Origin of the sequence: Methylobacillus methanolivorans (genome assembly GCF_044751345.1) — a bacterium.
In the GTDB taxonomy this organism is placed as follows: Bacteria; Pseudomonadota; Gammaproteobacteria; order Burkholderiales; family Methylophilaceae; genus Methylobacillus; species Methylobacillus methanolivorans.
Genome location: NZ_JBIWXY010000002.1, coordinates 400,417 through 419,938, shown reverse-complemented (window position 1 = coordinate 419,938; position 19,522 = coordinate 400,417). Strand labels below are relative to the sequence as shown.

Genomic DNA, 19,522 nt, shown 5'->3' with positions numbered 1-19,522 from the left:
AGCTCCACATGCTAAAGCGACTAAGAATTTACTACTTTTACGCGGCTTTGCCATTTGTACTGCTATTGCTGGGGGCTGCCGTTTATCATGAGGCCATCGTCAAAACCTTGGTCGAAAACCCGCATCCGCAGATCAATTACGCCATCTTCTTCATCACCATCCTTGGCGGCATACTGATCCTGTTTAATGTGCGCCGCCTGTTGCGTGAAGCCAGCAAACTGGAAGATTTCACCAATGCCATACAATCCGGCGAAGGCCCTGCCCAACTGCAAGACAGGGCACAAGCTTACGATGGTGATATCGCCTATGTTATGCGCATGATGGCTGCATCCAGTGGCCGTGGCATTGCTCACCAGGAACAAGTCGCAATTGATGCAGAACTCAATAGCGCAGGCCGCCGCCTGACCAACCGCAATGCCCTGCCACAATTCCTGACCAGCCTCTTGGTCGGCCTGGGCCTGCTGGGTACGTTCATCGGCTTGCTGGCAACACTGGACGACATTGCTGTGCTGATTTCCAGCTTTGCCACGATCAATGTTGGTGTCGATAGCCCGGTTGAAGTCTTCCGTGACATGGTTTCCCGCATGCGCGCCCCAATGCGCTCCATGGGGATCGCCTTCTCGGCTTCGCTGTTTGGCTTGCTCGGCTCCATCATCCTCGGCTTCATGATGGTCGCTGTGCGCCGCTGTACGCAAGAAGTGCTTTCCATCCTGGGTTCAGAAGTTGCCCAGCATATCGAACAAGCCATTGCACGCCTTGCCAACAACGGCCAGGCAGGCAATGTCGCCACCACAACCACTGGCGAGACTGTCGTCATCGAATCTGACGCTGCGGGTAGCGCTGGCTACCTCGCCAATATGGACCCGGCAGAGCTCAAATTCCGCCGTGAAGTGGCCACTGAAGAAGTCCGCGTACTGCGTCGCATCGAGGAGCGCCTAAGCGAATCCTCACGCTTGCAGGATCGCGCCTTGCAAGCTGAGCTGGATAACTTCAACAAGCAGCGTAGTGAAATGATGCGCGCCATGGCAGACCACAACGAATCCGTTTCCCAGTTCCGTGGCGAGTTGCAACGCGTAGGCCGTCAGCTTGGCACCATCTTGAGCATGATGGAGCGTGGCAATGCCGACATGCTCTCCCAGCTCAATGATCACTTCTCTGAACTGATCCAGACCACGGCACGCCAGGGCACCGATCTTTCACGCATGAGCGACATGATGACGCGTATGACCGATGACTCAATGGAGCTGCGCACCAACATCACCAACATGATGGATAGATTCTCGCCAGCGGAACAACGCGCCCTGTTAGCGACGTTGTTAGAAGAGGCAAACAAGCAACGTCGTTGATCGACCGAGTATGACATGTTGAAGCCTGGCGCATGCCAGGCCACCAATTGAAAAAGGAGTACCACCATGGCAATTACCCAACCCGCAGTCACTGAACAGCGTAACGGCCCAAGCACCAAGCAAAACCACGTGACCAACGTCACGCGTGTAGAGGCTGATGCAAACGGCGTCATCCGTCTGACGGAAAGCCATGGTGCACTCAAATCGGTAGACGTCGCTGACGTTGACCTCGTGTTGGGCTTTGCCGATGGCAGCTTCATCATCATCCCAAATGGCGCACTGGATGCACTCGAACCCAATGCGGCTAAGGTCGCATTTGATGGCGACAAATACAATACCAGCCTGACCGAACTGTTTCAGCAAGTCGGTACCGTCGATGCAGCTGATGCCGGCAACCTGCGCATCATCAGCGAAAACATCGACACCCGCCTGACCGAGCTCCAGCCAGACGAGATCGACTACACCTCATTGTTCATGGCAATGAACAATCACACCTCCGCGCCATCAGCCCCTGCCGCCCCACTACCACAAGCCCAAACACTGCCTGCCGCAGCCCAAGTACAACGCGGCAGCCTCAATGGCCGTGGCAATAATAGTGGTGAAGCAATGGATGCGATCATTCCTCCGCGCGTGGATCAACCGTCGACTTATCGGTTGGGGAATCGGGTGGAAACAGCAGAAGGCTTAAATATTGCCAGGCCTGTAATCAGTGGTAATTTGTATAATTCTTCGCAGTACAAGACTGGCGCAGAATTTGCGAGCGACCCACTTCCGACAGGTGCATACAATCCAAATGCAACTGCAGAAGACAATGCCCTGGCACGGAGTGCTGCCAGTCAATCTTACAATGAAAGAATTAGTGGTGACAGCGGCGATAACCACCTTGCACTAAATAACCCTTTATTTTCTCCAGATGCCAATCAAGTATGGAGTAAGAATTTCCATTTTTCTACTAATGGGTTTAACAACATTGACGTAATTACCCTGGAGTTTAAAGGTTCAAGTTTACCTCCTGGATTCAGTTTGAGTGGGGCCGGAGTCACTTCAGCGACCTTTACTGATACAAATGGCATTACTACTACTCAATGGAACATCCCAGCCAGTGCATTACAACTCCAACCGGATGGAAAGACATATGGCATAGACCTGAAAATTCTCTATAACATCGGTGGTACCGCCAGCGACTTCACTATATATGCCTATATTAAAGGACAAGTCGGCGCAGTGACTTTTGAAGAAGGCAAAGATTTCTACTTTAGCTATCGTGATGCAACTACCGTAGAAGATTTCACTGCGACGAAAAATGGTGAATCAGTCTTAATCCTGCCATCTAATGGCATTGGCTATGTGCTGGATGGTGGAGGTGGCAATGACACGATTGATGGCGGTGCTGGCAACGACACATTAATTGGTGGCACAGGCATGAATGTGCTGAACGGTGGTGCCGGTAACAATACTGCCAGCTATCAGAATATGATAGCTGGACAAGATGTTGACGCTTCGCTGCTTCGCAATGATGGTACGGTAAGCGGTGGTATAGCCGCGGATACCTACACCAATATCCAGAACCTGACTGGCGGCGCTGGTAACGACTTACTGGCAGGAAACTCCAACGCAAACCATTTAATTGGCGGAGATGGAAATGACACCTTAGTTGGCAATGGTGGAGCAGATACGCTAGATGGTGGCAATGGTGTCGATACTGCCAGTTTTGCCGGCCTGGATGCCGTCAATGTTGTATTGGATGCCCAAGGCAATGGCACAGCAACAAGCAATAGTGGTGACGTAACGTTACGCGGCATCGAAAGTCTAATCGGTACCGATCACAATGACACATTCAGCGTTTCCGCCATCCCTAATGAAGTTGCCGGTGTGAAAAGCGGTGTGATTCAAGGCGGTTCTGGTACTGATACTGTTATTTACAATGTATCAGCACATCTCACTGTAGATCTGCAAACCGGCACAGTAAACAACGGCACCACAGACATTACCGGCATTCTCAACGGCATAGAAAACATCACGACGGGCAGCGGCAACGACACGATTGTTGCTTCTGCTGATGTAAATTACATTGATGGGGGCGCTGGTAATAATACAGTTGATTTCAAGCATGCTACATCCGGTATCAACGTTGATATTCAGAATAGTGCTGGAGAAACTACAATTAGTGGCGGCAGTGGTGCGGACGTATTAAGAAATATCCATAACGTCAATGGCTCCGATCATACCGATACTATTAAAGTCGGAGACTTCAATAGTGAAATCAACGCCCGTGGCGGCAATAACACTATCACTGCGGGAACCAGTGCCAGCAATACTAATTCCTATGTGATTACTGCTTTGGCGGGCAATGACGTCATTACTGCAATCGGGAGTGGCAATAAAACTATCGATGCCGGAGATGGCAATAATATTGTTACTGTAGGTAACGGCATTAATCAGATTATTACCGGTACAGGTAATGACACGATCAAAGCGGGTTCTGGTAATAATACGATTACCAGTGGAGCCGGCGACGACAATATAGAAGTCGGCAGTGTGACCAGTACAATTGACGGTGGGACAGGTATTGATAGCGTTTATTACAATATCGGTTCTGCAAATATCAGCGTCAATCTTGATAGTGGTGTAGTAAATGGGGTTGGCGACCGTATTAGCAATGTCGAGAATTTGCGTACATCGAGGGGGGATGATTCGCTAGTAGGCAATAGTGCAAACAATGTATTAGAAGGGGGAGGGGGCAAAGATACATTGGATGGTGCCGGTGGTATAGACACTGCAAGTTATGAGAATTCCGGTGCAGGAGTAGTAGTCAAATTGACAACCGCTGCACTTGCAGGTGTGGGAGCTGCAGGGGAGCAAGGCATTAATGGGGATGCTACTGGCGATGTATTATTGAATATCGAAAATTTGCGTGGCTCCAATAGTGATGATCGCTTATATGGCGATAATAGTGACAACTTGATTGAGGGCCTGGGCGGAAATGATACGCTTGAAGGTTTAGGCGGAAATGACACATTAATAGGTGGCAATGGCACTAATACAGCAACTTTTGCACATGCCTCAAATGGCGTTACTGTTGACCTCTCAAACACAACAACTGTAACAGTTACAAATACGATCAATGGAACGCAAACCTTCACCGCAAGCATTGCAACTGATGCTACTTCTAGTCAAGATGGTATTGGTGGCAATTCAATTGGCACAGATACTCTTATTCAGATTCAGAATCTGATTGGTACTAACTATAATGATCGTCTCATTGGAGACAGCAGCAACAACCGTCTGGAAGGTGGTGCAGGTGATGACTATCTGAATGGCGGTGGAGGCAATGACTCGCTTTATGGGGGTGATGGTGATGACACACTTATTGGCGGGGCAGGCAATGACTATCTAGATGGTGGCTCAGGTAATGACTGGATTGATGCACGACAAGGCAAAGACACTGTATTAGCTGGCTCTGGTAACGATACCATTCTAGGCTCCGTGGATGCATCCGGTGGTACAGCATTTAACAACCGATTTAATAGTATAGACGGTGGCACAGGGACAGATACGTTGATTCTTAGCGGCTTCAATGGCTCAGGATACGCACTCTCCACACTGAGTAGCCTGGTCAAAAATATTGATATTCTTAACATCCAAGGCGATAACATACCAGGCAATAGTAGCTCTGCAATTTCCACCACGTTGACGGTTGACTCATCAAGCATCAAAAGTATCGTCACAGGAAATGCAAACGCTCCTGGGAATACGGTACTGAGGCTAGAGCATGGCGGGGAAGACAACCTGAACTTTGCATTGAACACTGGTGAATACGTACGTTCAGGTACAGCACCAACTGACCCAATGGTCACCAATTTCAATAATCTCTCAGATGGTGTTTATACCATTTACAACAGTGCAAATGTAGCTATAGCACAGGTTACTTGGCACACTGTGTAATGACAGTACCAAGCACACAACGCCCACTTAATTCACTTTGGCAGTTGCTTAAATCGCAATGGCTTGAAGTCGGCATCTCCAGCCTATTGATCAACAGCGGCCAGATTCTGCTGCCGCTGTTTTCCATGCTGGTGTACGACAAGATCGTCAGCAACGGTGTTTTCGAAACATTGTGGGCGCTGGTAATTGGCATGTTGATCTTCATCGCGCTCGATGTAGGCATGCGCGTGACCCGCAACTGGACGGTGGAACGGGTTGCGGCGGATATGGCGCGTAAGACGGATGAAGGGCTGTGGCATAAGTTGTTGGCAGACCGTGACATGCCAGCAGGTGGTGTTGCCACGTTTCTCGCGCACTATCGCGACCTGACGAATGCGCTGAATTTCGTCTCTTCCACTTATCTGCTGGCGATTGCCGATCTGCCGTTTTATCTGCTCTACATGCTGGTGATTGGCTTTATTGCCTGGCCTATCATGATCTTGGTCGGCATACTCACGCTGATTTACGCAGGTATTGGCTATCTCGTACAACGCCAAACGCTGCGCCTGAATCGTGATGCAGAAAAAACCTCCACCCAGCGCATGGCTTACATCGGCGAGATATTGCAGGGTATGGAAATCGTGCGCACCATCCCCGGTGTCACTGCTCTCTTACAAGGCTGGCGCACGCAATCAGATAAAGTGAGTGAACTAGAAGCCGCACGCAGGCTTTCTGCCAGCCATAGCAACACCCTCTCAGCAGGCATGATGACCTTCACCACGGTGGCCGTGCTCACATTAGGCGCCTACCTGATTGAAGCACGCATGCTGTCTGTCGGTGGCCTCATTGCCTGCTCACTGCTGGCAGCGCGCGCCATGATGTTGGTAACTTCGCTATATCTGGTACTCGGCAAATGGGAAGACTTTGCCCGCTCTGCAACACGGATGGACGACCTGCTGGAATCCGGCAAAGCTGCGCACAGCGTCAGCCAAGACATTGCACAATCCGCACCACATGCCTCCTTCAAGGTGAGCAAGCCAGAAGCCAAGGGTGACATCACTCTGTTACGCCTGACCAAGCGCTACCCTGATCGCCCTGCTGCACTGGATAATGTCAGCCTCAACATTATCGCGGGCGAAAAAATCGGCCTGCTAGGCCGCCCAGGTGCAGGCAAGAGCACGCTGCTCAAGCTGATCGCAGGATTAAGTATTGCCGATGAAGGCGAAATCTTGATTGATGGCTACGAGTTACATGCCATTTCTCCCGCAGACCGTGCGCGCTGGATGGCGTATAAGCCACAAGAGCCAGTGTTGTTTGCAGGCACACTGGAAGCTAATTTATTGTTGGCAGGCAGCAAGCCACAAAGCGAACACCTGCAACGCGCCCTATGGGCATCTGGCCTGGAGGATGAGCTCAAGCAAGGCAGGCTGACGCTCACTATGGCCATTGCTGATCGCGGCAGCAACCTCTCCGGTGGCCAACGCCAGAAAGTTGCCCTGGCAAGAGCCTTTGCCCAACAAAGCAACATCCTGCTGCTTGACGAGCCTAGCTTAGGCCTGGATCCCGAAGGCGAACAACTCCTGGCCCAGCGCCTGCCGCAAGTGATCGGCAATGGCAACCTGATCATGATCAGCCATAGCGCCGCCATGATGACAGCCGTACAACGCATCATTGCCATGGATGGCGGCAAGATCGCCGCGGATGGGCCGAAAGAGAAACTGCTACGCCCGGCATAAATCAAAATCAAGCCATTGTTGATACGAAGTAAAACGTAGCTATTCAACAGTAAAAATTGAATCGGAGTATGTATGAAAACACCATTCCGGCATCAAGTGACTGAATTAGATTGCACGCCCACTAGCATCATCAATGCGTTGAGTTATTTATTTGAGCGCAAGGAGATTCCTCCTGCAGTCATCCAGAGAATTTATCTTTATTGTTTGGATTGCATATCTCCAGGCAATGAACACGGATATGGCACATCCTATGAATCAGCGAAGCTGATCGCCCACTGGCTATCGGAATTTAGCTCCAATCAATACAAACAATTCCACATCGATGCTCAATACCTTGAACAAGATCAAGCTCATCTCGGTCCAAGAAACAAGCTGACAAAATGCCTCAATCAAGGTGGCGTTGCAGTGATAGGCATCACACTTGGTAACGATGCTCACGACATATTGGCACTTGAGATCAAAGATAACTGGCTATATGCATTTGACCCCTATCATCGAACCAAACAAGCTAACAAAACTGGAAATTACGAATACCTGTTACCTCAATCAGGGCAATCACCTAATCTAAGAATCCATATTGATTGGTTAAATACCCAGTCAAACAAGAAAAACTTCCGCCTAGGAAGCAAAAACGAAAGATTCTATATTTTACTCAATCGCATCCAGTCCTGAATATTTGATCAAAAATCACTCCTGATCATGCCCAAAAATCTCATTAATAAACCATAACCAATAGATATGATTTATTAATGGAACAAAAACCTTGCATCCATGCAAATGCACCCCCATACTGCTCCATGAATAGGTATTGATGTTAATTAAACCCGATTAATGAAACAGGTGTGCTGTTATGGTCAAACCCTCCTCCCGCACATATTCTCGTTATAGCCACGAGGCCGCACAGCTGCTCGGGTTAATGATTCGCAACGCACGGATTGAGCGTGGCCTAACAATAGAAGAGCTGGCAGAGCGCGCCGATGTCTCTCGCGGGCTTGTGTACCGGGCCGAGCAAGGTGATATGGGATGCGGAATTGGCAGTGTTTTTGAACTTGCCACCATCGTTGGCGTTCCGCTTTTCACCGCAGACCCATCTACAATCGCGCTACATATTGCCAACGCTGAGAAAACGCTCTCCCTATTGCCACGCGCCGTGCACCCTGCCAACAAGGTGGTGAAGGATGACTTCTAAACTACCCGCGCAAGAAGCTTATGTTTGGATATGGTTACCTGATGCTACAGAGCCAGTGGTAGCAGGCATGCTCAGTCGGCATAGAGACCAGTTGCTTTTTAACTATGGTCGCAGCTATCTGGAAAATCACGATGCCATTCCCATCTACGAACCCGAACTGCCGCTGATACGCGGCATTATCTCACCGGGAACAGGGCTTAAACTAGCGAGTGCATTGCGTGATGCAGCCCCTGATGCGTGGGGGCGACGCGTCATCCTCAATCGTTTGTTAGGCACCAAGGGCAAAGATGCAGATATTGCTACACTAGATGAACTGACTTATCTGCTCGAATCCGGCTCAGACAGAATTGGCGCACTCGACTTCCAGACATCGCCAACAGAGTATGTACCGCGTATCAGCCAATCCGCATCACTAACAGAGCTGATGAACGCAGCCGCAATGGTAGAAAATGGCGTGCCATTGACGCCGGAGCTTGATCAGGCGCTATTTCACGGCAGCTCGCTCGGCGGTGCGCGCCCCAAAGCGATGCTTGAAGATGATGAGGGCAAATTTATTGCCAAGTTTTCATCTTCAACAGATACGTACAATGTAGTAAAAGCTGAATATATCGCCATGCGCCTCGCCGCAGAGGCAGGCTTGAACGTAGCTCCGGTACGCATTGCCCATACAGCAGGCAAGGACGTTATCCTGATTGAACGATTTGATCGCTTGAAAACTGGCAAAGGATGGCAACGTAAACTCATGGTCTCAGCACTGACACTGTTCGGCCTTGATGAAATGATGGCGCGCTATGCGAGCTATGAAGAACTCTCGGACATCATCCGGCATCGCTTTAGTACACCTAGGGCAACGCTACGCGAGCTATTTTCACGCCTGGTATTCAACATTATCTGCGGCAACACTGACGATCATGCCAGAAACCATGCCGCATTCTGGAACGGCGAGGTACTGACACTAACACCCGCCTACGACATCTGCCCACAATACCGGGCGGGCAATGAAGCCACACAGGCAATGCTGATCATCGGTGATAATCGCCTGAGCAATCTTGCCGTCTGCCTAAGGTCAGCACCAAAATTTCAGCTAGACGATACTGATGCCATCAATATCATCAGACATCAACTCAACATCGTCAGAACACGCTGGGAAGACATTTGCGATGAGGCAGCATTGAGCGAGGTAGATCGCAGATTATTCTGGGGAAGAATGTTTCTCAACCCGTTTATTTTTGAAGGTGCTCCAGAAGAAATATCCCAACTTGCCTAAGTTCACCTCGGCGCTTTGCAGAACAAGAGAAACAAAAAAGCCAGCAAATTGCTGGCTTTTTTATTTTAGGGAAACCTCCCAGGTTACTTCTGCAAGGCTCGCTGGATTTTCTGGTCAGTCTTGTATTCGCTCAACGCATATACGGACCAGATCGCAGCAGGTAGCCAACCAATAATGGTAATTTGCAAGATCAGGCAAATGATGCCTGCAATCGGGCGACCTATGGTAAAGAACTGCAACCAGGGCAGGAAAATGGCAAGTATCAGGCGCATTTCAATCTCCTTTTATCTTTTTCAACTTGTCGCAACAGTTTAGCCGAGAATCTTTTCCAGGGCGAACAGTTGCTCAATGGTTTCACGCTGGCGAATCTGGTGAACCTGATCACCATCCACCATAATTTCAGCCGCTCTTGGGCGCGTGTTGTAGTTTGAGCTCATGCTCATGCCATAAGCGCCAGCAGACAACACTGCCAGCAGGTCACCTTGCTGCAATGCCAGTGTGCGATCATGTCCGAGGAAGTCACCGCTCTCACATACTGGGCCGACAATTTCATAGACCTGGGCCGCAGATTGATCGGCTGCCGGAGTAACGGCAGCGATCTCATGATAGGCGTCATACAGCGCTGGACGCATGAGATCGTTCATCGCGGCATCGACAATGGCAAAATTCTTGGCTTCGGTATGCTTGAGATATTCCACCTTGGTGATCAAGGCTCCAGCGTTGCCGACCAGGGCACGCCCTGGCTCAAACACCAACTTGACCTGACGATCACCTAGCTTCTCAAGCATAGCCGCTGCGTATACTGCGAAATCTGGCGGGGTTTCATCTGCATAGCAAATACCAATGCCGCCACCCAGATCAATATGCTCGATATGAATGCCATCTGCTTCAAGTTGATCCACCAGCACCAATACACGATCAAACGCATCCAGAAAAGGAGATAGCTCCGTCAATTGCGAGCCAATGTGGCAATCCACCCCATGCACAGCAATGTGCGGCAAACCTGATGCGCGCTTATAAAGGCTAAAGGCATCTTCGTAAGCCACGCCAAACTTGTTGTTCTTGAGGCCTGTTGAAATATAGGGATGCGTCTTGGCATCAACATTCGGGTTGACACGCAATGACACCGGAGCCACTTTGCCTAAACGAGCAGCCACTTCATTGAGCCTATCCAGTTCGCTCGCAGACTCAACGTTGAAGCAGAAAATCCCGGCGTTTAATGCCGCCTCCATTTCACTCTCGGTCTTACCCACGCCTGAGAACACCACCTTGGCAGGGTCGCCACCAGCAGCCAACACACGGGCCAGCTCACCGCCGGAAACAATATCAAAACCAGCACCCAAACGTGCAAACAGGTTAAGTACCGCCAAACTAGGGTTGGATTTCACCGCGAAGCACACCAAGTGATCAGCTTGTTCAAACCCTGCAGCGAAGCGGGTATAGGCCGATTCCAACGCGGCACGGGAATAAACGTAAGTGGGCGTACCGAACTCTTCGGCAATACGGTTCAACGGTACATTTTCGGCATGCAGGATGCCATTTTTCAACTGAAATGGATTCACGGACAACTCATCGAGAAGGTTCTTGTTGCGGCAGGGGATCCTGCGGGTACTGCTTTTCCGGGATATAAAGATCGCCCTTGGTGCCACAGGCCGCCAGGGTCAGGCTTGCAATCAGGATCAGGAAGCAGAGGCGCATGATGTTTAAATTCAAAAGGTTTATTTTAACACAAGCCTATCTCGGCTTTATCACCCATCATGGCACGGCAGCATAGCGCATACGTGACTCAATAATGCCCGCTTTGCGCACCAGCCCTCGCGCTTCACGGTGCTTGTCATAATACTTAGGATTGGGAATCATCGCCGCCAGTTTTGCCGCCTGCCCTGCGCTAAGATTGGCAGCGCTGGTTTTGTAGTAATGCCGTGCCGCCGCTTCGGCACCAAATACGCCATTACCCCATTCAATGATATTGAGATAAATCTCGAAAATACGGCGCTTGCTCATCATGCGTTCCAGCATCCAGGTAATTGCCGCCTCTTCCAGCTTGCGCCATGGCGTGCGCCCGGTGGAAAGAAACAGGTTCTTGGCAAGCTGCTGGCTGATAGTAGAGCCACCTGCGACAATTTTGCCTTTTTGCCAGTTTTTTTCGTATGCCTTCTGGATACCATCCCAGTCAAAACCCTCATGGCCAACAAACTTGGCATCTTCTGACGCAATCACTGCGCGTTTGAGGTTGCGGGAAATTTTTTGGTATTCCACCCATTGATGCTTGAGCGTGGCATCGGGATTCTCCTCTTGCAAGGTGCTTAAGCTGGTACGCATGAATGCGCTACTCGAAGGGTTATGCTCTACCCACCAAAGGATATGCATGAATATCCATAATTGATACAGCACCACCAGCACGATTGCCAGCAGCAAGCCCCGCCAAAACCATCGTTTGATCATGATGCACGCATTGCGGCAATGACAGAGGCAGTATCAGGACGCACCTGCCGCCAGATATAAAACGCTTCCGCTGCCTGCTCCACCAGCATACCTAAGCCATCTGCAATTCTCGCCACGCCTTCTTCGCGGGCATATTGCATAAAAGGCGTTTCGCGCCCATACATCATGTCATAGGCCAGCGCATCAGTGGCAAATAAGCCAGAGGGCAATGGCAGCCGCTCGTTGCTCAAGCCACTGGAGGTCGCGTTGATTACCACATCAAACACTTGTCCTGGCAATGCATCAAAACTGTGCGCCACCAGCGGCACAGCAACAGCACTTGCTCGCGCTACCATTGCTTGCGCCTTACCCACACTCCGATTGACAACAGACAGGGTTGCTAGAGATGCATCCAGCAGTGGCCCCAATACGCCTTCAGCTGCCCCGCCCGCACCGATCAGCAATACGCGCTGGCCTTGCAGGGGAAATTGCAGATTATGCAAAATGTCACGCACCAAACCCACGCCATCCGTATTGTCACCACGAATGACTTGGCCAACAAAACTCAAGGTATTCACAGCACCAGCCTGACGTGCGCGCGGCGTTAACTCTGTTGCCAGCTCATAAGCCTCAAACTTAAAAGGCACTGTGACATTAGCTCCGGAATATCCCTGGGCTTGCATCTCCGCGACAGTAGCAGCAAAGCCATCCAGTGGCGCAAGCACCTTGCCATATTCAAGTTGTTGCCCTGTTTGCTGCGCAAATGCAGCATGAATGAGCGGCGATTTGCTATGCTCAACCGGATGGCCGATGACTGCGTAACGATCCATACTCACCCTCAAGCGTTGGTCCAGGGCAGGCCAGCCGCTTTCCAGCCATTGATCTGGCCACGCTGCTTGTTATCCGGGGTAGACTCCCCTTCAAAACCTTCCAGCACATTGTAGGCCTCGGCATACCCAGCCTGGGCTGCCACAACAGCAGCGTTGTGAGAACGCCCACCGGTGCGGCAGAGGAACATCACCAATACCTCATGATCCACTTGCTTATCTAGTTGGGACAAGAAGTCAGGATTAGCCACCATGCCAGGGTAGAACGCCCACTCAATGTGGGTAGCACCGGGAACACGCCCCACCAGCTCAAGCTCCGCTTTGGTGCGTACATCAACCAGCTTAGCGGCAGGTGCCAAGTCCAGTACTTTGTGCGCCTCCTGCGGCGTCAAAGCACCCGCATAAGGAAGCCCATGCTGTTCGGCACGTTGTTTTGCATTTTGCAAAATAGTACTCAAGGTTTCCATCGTCATCTCCTTGCCTTCTCAGAAATGCGGAGTATAGCGCCAAATCAATCAGCTAGATTCAACGCACAAATATGGTGCACAAAACCAGCATGTCGCAACATTTTGGTGCACAACATGGAGTTCTCTTTTATAACCTTATGTGTAAAAATGAGAAATTGCACAAATTCAATGGCACAGTTCATGCTTCATGCTAGTGTCAAGCGTAGTGCTTCAATAACCTTCTTAATTCAAAAAGAGCTAGGAGAATCAAATGGCGGTGGCCGACGTATTAAAGCTTGTGAAGGAAAACGACATCAAGTTTGTCGATTTTCGCTTTACTGACACCAAGGGCAAGGAACAGCACGTAACTGTGCCTATTTCCGCATTCGACGAAGACAAATTCACCGAAGGCCACGCTTTCGACGGGTCTTCCATTGCTGGCTGGAAGGGTATTCAAGCATCCGACATGCTGCTGATCCCAGATCCAGACACTGCAAACATCGATCCATTCATGGACGAACCCACTCTATTCTTGACCTGTGACGTTATCGATCCTACCGATGGCAAGGGCTATGACCGTGACCCACGCTCCATCGCCAAGCGCGCCGAAGCTTACTTGAAGTCCAGCGGTATTGGTGATGCAGCCTACTTCGGCCCAGAGCCAGAATTCTTCATTTTCGACTCCATCAACTGGTCTGTCGACATGAGCGGCAGCTCCGTCAAGATCAACTCCGAAGAAGCTGCATGGGCTTCCAACGAGAAGTTTGAAGGTGGCAACACCGGTCACCGTCCTGGCGTTAAGGGTGGCTACTTCCCTGTTCCACCAACCGACTCCCTGCATGACCTCCGCTCTGCCATGGTCATGACTCTGGAAGAGCTGGGCGTACCTGTAGAAGTACACCACCACGAAGTGGCAACTGCTGGTCAATGTGAAATTGGCACCAAATTCAGCACCCTGGTACAGCGCGCTGACTGGACACAAATCCTCAAGTACGTTGTATTGAATACAGCGCACGCATATGGCAAGACTGCCACCTTCATGCCTAAGCCTATCTTCGGCGATAACGGTTCCGGCATGCACGTTCACCAATCCGTATGGAAAGATGGCAAGAACCTGTTTGCAGGTAACGGCTACGCTGGCCTGAGCGAATTCGCCCTTTACTACATCGGCGGCATCATCAAGCATGCGCGCGCACTGAATGCTATCACCAACCCTGGCACCAACTCCTACAAGCGTCTGGTTCCTGGCTTTGAGGCACCTGTGAAGCTGGCTTACTCCGCGAAGAACCGCTCCGCTTCTATCCGTGTTCCTTTCGTACAATCCGACAAGGCACGCCGTATCGAAGCTCGCTTCCCAGACCCAACTGCCAACCCATACCTGGCATTCAGCGCATTGCTGATGGCTGGCCTGGACGGCGTACAAAACAAGATTCATCCAGGTGAGCCTGCAACCAAGGATCTCTACCACTTGCCACCAGAAGAAGATGCAGCAATCCCAACAGTTGCTTCATCCCTGGAACAAGCTCTGGAAGCCCTGGACAAGGATCGCGAGTTCCTGACCCGTGGTGGCGTGTTCTCCGAAGACTGGATCAACTCCTACATCGATCTGAAGATGGAAGAAGTGACCAAGCTGCGTCAGACTCCTCACCCAATCGAGTTCAGCATGTACTACAGCATCTAATCAATGCGATGAGTCAAAAAAGCGGGGAAACCCGCTTTTTTTATGCCCAAAATCCGCCATATCAGCAATTGCCTGTACCAGGCTTCTGCTCTACACTCAATCTCATGAGAATAATTCACCTGTCTTTTCTTGCTTGGCTTGCATACGCAATCACCCCTATAAGCGCCCAGGCCGGAATTTATAAAAGTGTGGATGAAAATGGCCATGTCACCTATTCCAATGTCCCTAGCAAAGGCGCGACCAAACTAGAGATAGATCCACCACAGCCAAGCACAGCACCACCAAAACCCAAGCCCCAGGCCACTCCCAGCAACTTTCCGCGCGTGGATAGCCAAACCCAGAAAAAGCGCGACGATCAGCGCAAAAAAATATTGCTAGAAGAGCTAGAAGCTGAAAAGGCAGCCCTGGAAGATGCTAAAAAAGCTTATACCGAGGGCGAATCAAAACCAGAGGTATACCGTGGTGCCAATGGTAAAACGTATCGCAATGTCGCAAAATTTGAGGAAAAAATGCAACAATTGCAGGCTGATGTAGATGCGCACGAACGAAATGTGCAGCTTCTGCAAAAAGAGTTGGAGGCGTTTAAATAAGCCGAGTCCAACTGGCCTGGCTTTTGCTTAAGACTAGCCATGGAACATAAAATCCCCCCCTCATTCGCAGGCCTGGAACATTTATCAACGGCTATCCTCCTGCTTGATCAAGAACGTCATGTCGTTTATGCCAACCCAGGTGCCGAGGTGCTATTCGCCATCAGCGCTAAGCAAATTGCAGGTTTACCTGTCTCACAGGTTTTTCCCGGCTGCGACATTCTTGATTCGGCCATGGAACATGCGATTAAGCATCACAGTCCATTCCGCGAGCATGAATTCCCCATTACCACGTTACGGCAACAATCTTTTGCTGTCACCTGTACCGTCACCCCGGTAGAGCTTGATCCCGCGTGCCTAGTACTGGAATTCCAGCATATGGATCAACAGCTACGCATCGCGCGTGAAGAACGCATGCTAATCCAGCAACAAGCCAATGCCGAGCTATTGCGCAATCTGGCTCACGAAATCCGCAACCCGCTCGGTGGGCTTCGTGGCGCAGCGCAATTGCTGGAGCATGAGCTGCCACAGGTCAGTCTTCGCGAATACACCCAGGTCATCATCAAGGAGGCAGACCGCCTACAATTGCTGATGGACAGACTCTTGGTGCCACACCGTGTACCCAAGTACGAGCCAACCAATATCCATGAAGTACTCGAACGTGTGCGCAGCCTGCTATTGGCAGAATCGCCGCGAGGTATACAAATCCGCCGTGACTATGACACTAGCCTGCCAGAGCTAATCGGTGACCGCGAGAAACTCATTCAGGCCGTATTGAACATTGCCCGTAACGCGGTGCAAGCCATGCAGAACAAACCTGGTACGGAGTCACCTGAAATCATCTTGCGTACAAGAGCAGCACGCCAAGTCACATTGGCGAAAAAGCGCTACCGAGTCGCTATCAAGCTGCAAATCATTGATAACGGCCCCGGTATCCCGCCAGAAATTCGCGAGCGAATTTTTTACCCGCTGGTATCAGGGCGCGAGGGTGGCACCGGCCTAGGCCTGACACTGGCGCAAACATTCATCACCCAGCATCACGGTATGATCGAATGCGAAAGCGCGCCTGGACACACCAGCTTCACCATACTGCTGCCAATTGAAAGCACAGCGATGAAAGCTTACATTGCAAGACAATAATCTATAAAAACAACGCCTTTTTAATAAAAGACAGACTACAACAGGTAACCATCATGAAACCGATCTGGATAATAGACGACGACAAATCCATACGCTGGGTATTTGAAAAAGCCCTGGGCCGCACCGACATGGATTTCAAGACTTTCGCATCGGTACCCGAAGCCTTGAACGCCCTGACCCGGGAAGAACCACAAGTCATTGTCAGCGACATTCGCATGCCCAATGGTTCTGGCCTCGATTTCCTGCACGAGGTAAAACAACGCCATCCAGATATTCCCGTCATCATCATGACAGCCTATTCCGATCTGGAAAGTGCAGTTGCCGCATTCCAGGGGGGAGCTTTTGAATACTTGGCCAAGCCTTTCGATGTTGACCAGGCGATTGAAATCATCCGTCGCGCAGTAGATGAAAGCATGCGCCAGGCAATTGAAGTGGTGATGCAAGAAGAAACACCGGAAATCATCGGTCAGGCCCCCGCCATGCAGGAAGTGTTTCGTGCAATTGGCCGCCTGAGCCGCTCGCATTCAACCGTGCTGATTAACGGTGAATCCGGCACCGGCAAAGAACTTGTAGCGAGCGCACTGCATCGCCATAGCCCGCGTTTCGACAAGCCTTTCATCGCCATCAATACTGCTGCAATCCCCAAGGATCTGCTCGAATCCGAGCTATTCGGCCACGAACGCGGCGCATTTACCGGGGCGCAAGCTGCTCGGCGCGGACGCTTCGAGCAGGCTGACGGCGGCACCTTGTTCCTTGATGAAATCGGTGACATGCCCTCCGACCTGCAAACTCGCTTGTTGCGCGTTCTGTGTGATGGACAGTTCTACCGTGTTGGCGGACACCAACCAGTCAAGGTCAATGTGCGCATCATTGCTGCAACACATCAGGACCTAGAAGAAAGAGTGAAACTAGGGTTGTTCCGTGAGGATTTGTTCCATCGCCTCAACGTCATCCGCCTGCGCCTGCCACCACTGCGCGAACGGCGCGAAGATATCCCCTTGCTGGTTAAGCACTTCCTGCAACACAGTGCCCGCGAACTAGGTGTAGAAGCCAAGCAGCCATCCACCGCTGCCTTGCGCTACCTCGGCACGTTGAGTTGGAGTGGCAATGTGCGCCAATTAGAGAATGTCTGCCACTGGCTCACCGTGATGGCCCCCGGTCAAAATATCGACATCGCTGACTTGCCACCGGAGCTAAAAGAAGACGCGGCCAAGCCTGCTAGTGCCACCTCATGGCAAACGGCACTGGCCTCGGAGATCACTGACGCACTCAATCGCGGGGAACATGACATCCTCGATAGCCGCACCCAGCAATTCGAGCGTATTCTCATCACCAAAGCCCTGCAACATACGGGTGGACGCCGCATCGAAGCAGCCACACAGCTAGGCATGGGCCGCAACACCTTGACGCGTAAAATACAGGAATTAGGCATCGACGAATAAACATCAATAGGTTGCGAACAAACTAAAATGCCGGGCTAGCTGCGGCATTTTTATTGCATCATATATAGCGCCACAATAAAAAAACGGCACCCGAAGGTGCCGTTTTTACGATTGCTTTCTAAGCTAAATCTTACGATTTAAATCCTAGAAGAACAGGATCGCGCCCAGGCTGATAGTCTTAGCCTTGCCATCTGTATTAGCAGCAGCTTGGTCAACTTCAATCTTCTGGTGAGCATATTCAGCAACCAGATTCAGGCTCTTGGTCAGAGGGTGGTAAGCACCAACGATCCAGGACTTGTTCTCGAAGTCAGCTGCATTTCCAGCATAGATACCATCATCAGACTTGGAAATACCGTAGGAAACACCCAGCTTGGTACCAACGCCTGGCAACTTGTAGGTAGCTTGTACGTAACCACCCTTGTCATCAGTCTTGGTTGGGCTACGGAATTGCAGACCACCCAGTTGACCACCAGTCTGACCATCCAGACCCTTACCATCGTAGTAGTAACCAACCAAGCCAAAGTCAGCTACATTAAGCTTACCGCCAACCTCGTAACCACGTGAACGATACTCACCACCAGCGGCCGCACTATTGTGCTTCTGGCTAATAAAACCAGCCCAAACCTTACCAGCTACATCACCAGTCCACTCGTAGCTTACTTTACCGTCGTAACCAAGATCAGTCTTGTCATCCGCAGTCAAAGCAGCAGTATTACGCAGACCTTCACGTGCAGCTACAGCGAAGCTGAAACCGTTCCAGTTAGGAGATGCATATTGAATTTGACCGATCCAGTCAGCGTAAACATAACCGGAACCGATACGGCCCAGTGTGGAGTTACCTGGGTTACCAGCACCGACACCAACACCCAACAATGTCATGTCAGAGAGGATAGCGTCAGAACCAAACAGGCCTAGGTCACGACCAGCCTTGATAGTACCCCAAGAAGCATCACCAAAAGTCAAATAGGATTGACGAATGTTGATGCTGTTGTAATCGCCAGCATCACTTTGACGAACGCCATCGCTGGAGTTTGTACCAGTGAAGAAAGTGAATTGGAAAGCAATATCCAGATCGTTCTGGCGTGTTTTACCACCAATACCGAGAGCAGATGGCAACAGACCAGTTTGTACTTGGTTGCTAGTTGCATTGTTTGCGAACAAACCACCGCTGTAACGAGTGTTTGTGTAGTAAGCGTTAACGTTACCACCGATATCAATCGTCCAGTCACCTGCTGGGATGATGATACCTGCGTTTGCAGCGGAAGCGCCGAAAGCCAATACTGCGCCAGCAACTGCCAGGCCTAGTTTCTTGTTCATGTATATCTCCTAATGCGTTTAGTTATCCCTTGTGCGGTGTATGTTCATCACTACAAGGGTATTGCACTGACTTCTTGTCTAAGAAGTTATGGGCAGTATGCCAAAGGCCTTTCGAGGCCTGCAAGCAATCTTGTGGTTTTTTTACGCGATTGAAGATTTTGTGTTGTTTATATGCAACAGTTTATGACAAACCCAA

17 protein-coding genes are annotated in these 19,522 nt (G+C 50.6%); 10 read left to right on the top strand and 7 right to left on the bottom strand.

Translation table 11 applies throughout. From position 1 onward, the window contains the following. Window positions 1-8 precede the first annotated feature (8 nt). The 6 genes from ACIKP9_RS11510 to ACIKP9_RS11485 all read left to right on the top strand — a co-directional run bounded on the left by ACIKP9_RS11510 (window position 9) and on the right by ACIKP9_RS11485 (window position 9,462). Window positions 9-1,346, top strand: coding sequence for a hypothetical protein (locus tag ACIKP9_RS11510; protein ID WP_400882921.1), 1,338 nt, complete (start codon window positions 9-11; stop codon window positions 1,344-1,346). A gap of 66 nt (window positions 1,347-1,412) precedes the next feature. Continuing rightward, entirely contained in the window at window positions 1,413-5,291 is a 3,879-nt protein-coding gene (locus tag ACIKP9_RS11505; RefSeq protein WP_400882918.1) for a beta strand repeat-containing protein, read from the top strand. Further along, complete coding sequence (locus tag ACIKP9_RS11500) at window positions 5,291-7,006, top strand: peptidase domain-containing ABC transporter (protein ID WP_400882916.1); 1,716 nt, start codon at window positions 5,291-5,293, stop codon at window positions 7,004-7,006. Before ACIKP9_RS11505 ends, ACIKP9_RS11500 begins: the two co-directional genes overlap by 1 nt. A gap of 72 nt (window positions 7,007-7,078) precedes the next feature. After that, window positions 7,079-7,678: a hypothetical protein gene (locus ACIKP9_RS11495; RefSeq protein WP_400882913.1), complete on the top strand. Its 600-nt coding sequence runs from the start codon at window positions 7,079-7,081 to the stop codon at window positions 7,676-7,678. 178 nt (window positions 7,679-7,856) lie between these two features. Further along, window positions 7,857-8,195: a helix-turn-helix domain-containing protein gene (locus tag ACIKP9_RS11490; RefSeq protein ID WP_400882910.1), complete on the top strand. Its 339-nt coding sequence runs from the start codon at window positions 7,857-7,859 to the stop codon at window positions 8,193-8,195. Beyond that, window positions 8,185-9,462 carry a type II toxin-antitoxin system HipA family toxin gene (locus ACIKP9_RS11485; RefSeq protein ID WP_400882907.1) on the top strand — a complete coding sequence of 426 codons (1,278 nt, stop codon included), beginning with the start codon at window positions 8,185-8,187 and terminating at the stop codon, window positions 9,460-9,462. The genes ACIKP9_RS11490 and ACIKP9_RS11485 overlap by 11 nt, the downstream gene beginning before the upstream one ends. A gap of 83 nt (window positions 9,463-9,545) precedes the next feature. Here the strand turns inward: ACIKP9_RS11485 and ACIKP9_RS11480 are convergent, their stop codons facing one another. Genes ACIKP9_RS11480 through ACIKP9_RS11455 form a run of 6 tightly spaced genes read right to left on the bottom strand, consistent with a single transcriptional unit; the run spans window position 9,546 to window position 13,180 of the window. Beyond that, complete coding sequence (locus tag ACIKP9_RS11480; protein WP_230348638.1) at window positions 9,546-9,734, bottom strand: YqaE/Pmp3 family membrane protein; 189 nt, start codon at window positions 9,732-9,734, stop codon at window positions 9,546-9,548. Between the two features lie 39 nt (window positions 9,735-9,773). Next, window positions 9,774-11,024: a diaminopimelate decarboxylase gene (gene lysA, locus ACIKP9_RS11475; protein ID WP_400882904.1), complete on the bottom strand. Its 1,251-nt coding sequence runs from the start codon at window positions 11,022-11,024 to the stop codon at window positions 9,774-9,776. Window positions 11,025-11,031: 7 nt separating this feature from the next. After that, window positions 11,032-11,160 carry an LPS translocon maturation chaperone LptM gene (gene lptM, locus ACIKP9_RS11470; protein ID WP_230348636.1) on the bottom strand — a complete coding sequence of 43 codons (129 nt, stop codon included), beginning with the start codon at window positions 11,158-11,160 and terminating at the stop codon, window positions 11,032-11,034. Window positions 11,161-11,217: 57 nt separating this feature from the next. Continuing rightward, the gene (gene mtgA / locus ACIKP9_RS11465; RefSeq protein ID WP_400882900.1) at window positions 11,218-11,907 is read right to left on the bottom strand and encodes a monofunctional biosynthetic peptidoglycan transglycosylase; all 690 of its coding nucleotides are present in this window, start codon (window positions 11,905-11,907) and stop codon (window positions 11,218-11,220) included. Further along, window positions 11,904-12,716 (bottom strand): shikimate dehydrogenase, encoded by an 813-nt coding sequence (gene aroE / locus ACIKP9_RS11460; RefSeq protein ID WP_400882898.1) that lies wholly within the window; start codon window positions 12,714-12,716, stop codon window positions 11,904-11,906. Before aroE ends, mtgA begins: the two co-directional genes overlap by 4 nt. 8 nt (window positions 12,717-12,724) lie before the next feature. Continuing rightward, entirely contained in the window at window positions 12,725-13,180 is a 456-nt protein-coding gene (locus ACIKP9_RS11455; protein WP_400882895.1) for a rhodanese-like domain-containing protein, read from the bottom strand. A gap of 250 nt (window positions 13,181-13,430) precedes the next feature. Here ACIKP9_RS11455 and glnA point away from each other — a divergent pair, with 250 nt between their 5' ends. The 4 genes from glnA to ntrC all read left to right on the top strand — a co-directional run bounded on the left by glnA (window position 13,431) and on the right by ntrC (window position 18,009). Then, entirely contained in the window at window positions 13,431-14,840 is a 1,410-nt protein-coding gene (gene glnA / locus ACIKP9_RS11450) for a type I glutamate--ammonia ligase (RefSeq protein WP_400882893.1), read from the top strand. Between the two features lie 104 nt (window positions 14,841-14,944). Continuing rightward, window positions 14,945-15,430: a DUF4124 domain-containing protein gene (locus tag ACIKP9_RS11445; RefSeq protein ID WP_400883387.1), complete on the top strand. Its 486-nt coding sequence runs from the start codon at window positions 14,945-14,947 to the stop codon at window positions 15,428-15,430. A gap of 39 nt (window positions 15,431-15,469) precedes the next feature. Continuing rightward, window positions 15,470-16,567 (top strand): nitrogen regulation protein NR(II), encoded by a 1,098-nt coding sequence (gene glnL / locus ACIKP9_RS11440; RefSeq protein WP_400882890.1) that lies wholly within the window; start codon window positions 15,470-15,472, stop codon window positions 16,565-16,567. A gap of 53 nt (window positions 16,568-16,620) precedes the next feature. After that, entirely contained in the window at window positions 16,621-18,009 is a 1,389-nt protein-coding gene (ntrC, locus tag ACIKP9_RS11435) for a nitrogen regulation protein NR(I) (RefSeq protein WP_400882887.1), read from the top strand. A gap of 144 nt (window positions 18,010-18,153) precedes the next feature. Here ntrC and ACIKP9_RS11430 read toward each other — a convergent pair whose 3' ends face one another. Beyond that, window positions 18,154-19,326: a porin gene (locus ACIKP9_RS11430; protein WP_400882884.1), complete on the bottom strand. Its 1,173-nt coding sequence runs from the start codon at window positions 19,324-19,326 to the stop codon at window positions 18,154-18,156. Window positions 19,327-19,522: the final 196 nt, after the last annotated feature.